General features: G+C 51.4%; 3 protein-coding genes and 1 pseudogene. 1 reads left to right on the plus strand and 3 read right to left on the minus strand.

Going from position 1 to position 3274, the window contains the following annotated elements:
* Positions 1-658: pseudogene (locus NW857_RS12590) on the minus strand (FkbM family methyltransferase); the annotation flags it as partial.
* Between the two features lie 202 nt (positions 659-860).
* On the opposite strand from NW857_RS12590, the gene NW857_RS12595 reads away from it, so the two are divergent.
* Positions 861-1412 carry a type IV pilin protein gene (locus tag NW857_RS12595; protein WP_414352296.1) on the plus strand — a complete coding sequence of 184 codons (552 nt, stop codon included), beginning with the start codon at positions 861-863 and terminating at the stop codon, positions 1410-1412.
* 74 nt (positions 1413-1486) lie between these two features.
* On the opposite strand, the gene NW857_RS12600 is transcribed toward NW857_RS12595, so the two are convergent.
* Both NW857_RS12600 and NW857_RS12605 read right to left on the minus strand, forming a co-directional pair.
* On the minus strand, positions 1487-2398 hold the full coding sequence (locus tag NW857_RS12600; protein ID WP_414336191.1) for a glycosyltransferase family 2 protein: 912 nt from the start codon (positions 2396-2398) through the stop codon (positions 1487-1489).
* Positions 2399-2461: 63 nt separating this feature from the next.
* On the minus strand, positions 2462-3274 hold an 813-nt coding region (locus NW857_RS12605), incomplete at its 5' end, for a 2OG-Fe(II) oxygenase (protein WP_414369157.1).

Genomic DNA, 3274 nt, shown 5'->3' on the forward strand with positions numbered 1-3274 from the left:
GACTCTCTAGGAGATGAGCTTGTAGAACTGTGGCCACTTCGAAAAACAGATCCAGGTAGCCGTCATCCCATAGCCGAATAAGGAGTTCGGTTAGGAGCGACTCCTGGGTAATGTCTAGGGTCTCCTCATCTCCCAAGCTGGCCAAATGCTCCACCAGGGCCTGCCCGTAGAAGCCGACGGCCAGCTCGTCTTGAGCTTGCAAGGCCCGCAACAGCAGAACTTGGGTGTTATCCCGCCGGCGTGGATCCAACTCAAAAGCCATCTCCCGCAGTTTTAGGCAGATCCGCAGACGCTGCTGGGGATCCTGGGTGGGCGTATTTTCCAGACGGCCTGCCAAAGACAGCAATAGCTCTATCACCTTCTCCGATGGCAGGATCCCGGCCTTGACCAGCGACGTGTAGACCTGGTAGGCAAGGTCTAGGCGGCCCGAAATCAAAACTTGCTCCAGCGCCGCAAGGGTAGTCGCTACCCGGTCAGCTGGGAAAGCTTCTTCAGACGGCGAAGGCACCCCAAGGTCAAAGAGGCCCAACAAGAACTCTCGCCATGCCTCTGGATCTTGCCGTGGGTAGAAAGCCGCCAGCCATTCTGCAAAGACAGCCGGCGATTGCTGCAGCAGTTGCTTGCCTTCCAGGATCCGAGCTTGTAGGGCGAGGTTCATGGGCCGAAAGGAGAGCGCTGGTTTTAATCTGCCATGCAGAGGCCCGCTCGGCCAAACTACGGAACCTTTCTGGATCTGCCCCCCCCAAAGATCCGCAATTTTGCTTGGGGACAGGCTGTTATGAATGGCCCTCAGGCTGGGTAGGTTAAGACTGGCAGGTAACCTGCACAAGTAACTCTCTAGTAACCAAGGATCGAGGACCATGAGCGCGAAGTCTCGTCAGTCTCTGTTGCGGGCCAAGCTGGCTCAGCAACTTTTCTCCCAAGCCAAGGGCTTCACCCTGATCGAACTGCTGGTGGTGATCGTGATTGTGGGCGTGCTGTCTGCAGTGGCAGTTCCCCAATTCCTGAACCAAGTGCGCCGCTCCCGCACGGCCGAGGCTCAGGCGGCTCTTACTGCAGTAGGTCGCGGTTCTGAGGTCTATCGCCTGGATGTTGGCGTGTATCCGAACGACTACACCAGAATCAAGTTTGGTTGTCCTAGTAGTACCGGTGCGGACTCCTGCGGCGCCAAAGGTGACAAATTCATGAACGACCCGTGGAGCGCTCCCAACTACGAGACGCCAGTAGCCAGTAATGTTCAGAGTACTTCACCTCAAGGGATGCGCTGGGACACCACTGCTGTCACAGGTGCAAGCCGCTATGTTACCGCTTCCGGCAGCCGAATTCAATGCACCATTGGCCTGGGATCCCAGGAGAAGGTTGTAACCAGCCTCTCTACCTTCGTAGGCAAGAGCTGCAACGTGTTTGACTAGTTTCTGCGGGTTCCACTGTTTGCTTTGCTCCCTTTGGGGAGCTTTTTTTAGTCCTCTGAAACAACCTGGGATTTTCAGGGGTTAAGTACAGTTGCTAGTAACTGAGAAGGATAGTAGATGCGGGTGAGGATACCCTCCTCTATCAAGCTCTGGTTAATCATGGAGTTGCTATAGAGTATGAACTTTTGGTAAAGAGCCACCATTTGATAGATATCTCGCGAGCAGTATGCATCCCTTGAGGCCAAGTGAAAGGGAACGCGAATGGGATTAGACTTTGAGCGCCACCAGTAGTCGGGAAAGTTGCCCAGTTGAGCGTACTTCTTGTAGTAGTTCTGGAAGCCGCAATTCAAGTAGTGCAAAACGGTTGGAGATGAGGTGACTAGGGTATGCTCCTCTGGAATGTCAAAACTATGTACGCTATTTGGCAAAATACTGGGATAAACTCGAGCTGCTGATTTTCCATTTTGATAGGCTAAAAAGTATTGAATCTTGCCAGAGATTCTCTCAAACTTAGTATAAAAGTTGGGATCTAAAACAGCAGGGTTTTGCTTGAACAGAGTAACTTCGCGAAAGTAATCTTCAATCTCAAACTTTTCGGGGGCTGCCTCGTAGTTTAAGAAGCGAACCTGAAGTATGTCGCTACCTAGCTGGTCAAACCAATCCAAGGTAAGTGCCTCGCCGAGATAGAAGAGCTCATCTCCATCAATGTGAATGATCCAATCCATGCCTTGCTCAAGGGCAATTTGTATAGCAGTTTCCACATTTAAAATCTGGCGGGCCATGACCTCGTAGCTGACATGAGGGCCATATTTTGCATAGAGGATATTGCCTAGCGCTTGCTGGACTTGCAAAGCTTCGTCGTTGGGAATAGCTGTTACGTCGGAGAATCTAAGCGCTATCTGAGCAGCAGGATCCTCCGGATCGTCAAAGAAGATATAGATGTGGGCGATCCCGATGGCGAGGTGGTAGCGAATGAAGGATTCCAAGCAAACTCCCGGATCCCGAACTGTGGTAACAATACAGACTTTGGCCATATTGAATTCGAGCCTTTAGGCAAGTTGCTTGGTTCCTAACCAAGTGTTGATGGTGAAGCGGCTATCGGCAAGGGCTTGACTGGGACTAAACACAGGCAGGATTTCGTGCAGGCAACTGCTAGGGAAGAAGACGATGCTGTTGTTAGTTGGAATCACCTCATCATAGGTTCCATGGAGAATTGGCGGATGGGGCTTCTGCCTTTGAGTATCGTAAATACGCAGCTCACCCCCTCGGTAGGGCTTGGGCTCTTTGTGAAAATAGTACACACAGCTTACCTGACGAAAGGCTGTCTGGGGATAGGAATTATCGGTATGGGGAGTAAAGTAGCAGCCATCATAGCTAGCAATCATCTCCATCTCGAAGATTTGGATATCGAAGTTCTCGATGCCTAGCTCCACAAAGATTTGAGGAGCCACCGCCGCAATCTTCTCCCTCAGCAGGGATCCATACTCTTGAAAGTAAGCATAATCTAGGCGTAGAGAGCGGCGAAACTTGAGAGACTCAGCCTCAGTGTTGCTTTGGCTATAGCTTCTCGCAGGGATAAACTTATCTTGATGAGCGATGGCATGCTGCAAGATGGCTTGATTAACTTCAGCCGGCAGGAAGTTATCCAGCTTAACGTACTTACAAGGATAGAAGCGGGCTGGCTCCGGCGGATCCGGCTGGGAAAACGTGAGGGATACTGGGTTGGCATTCAGCAACAAGCCTGGGGCTAGTTCTCGAATGTAAGCCAAATCTTGCTCAGTTAAAGCTCTGTGTTGGGGATCCCAGCTCAAGAGATGGATCCCTTGGCTGAGCTTGGGAAAAGCTTTTTGCAGATGAAAAGC

This window comes from Synechococcus sp. H55.9 (assembly GCF_047462355.1).
GTDB lineage: Bacteria > Cyanobacteriota > Cyanobacteriia > Thermostichales > Thermostichaceae > Thermostichus.

Coding starts and splice junctions, on each gene's coding strand:
- NW857_RS12595 (WP_414352296.1), top strand. CDS start 861: ATGAGCGCGAAGTCTCGTCAGTCTCTGTTGCGGGCCAAGCTGGCTCAG.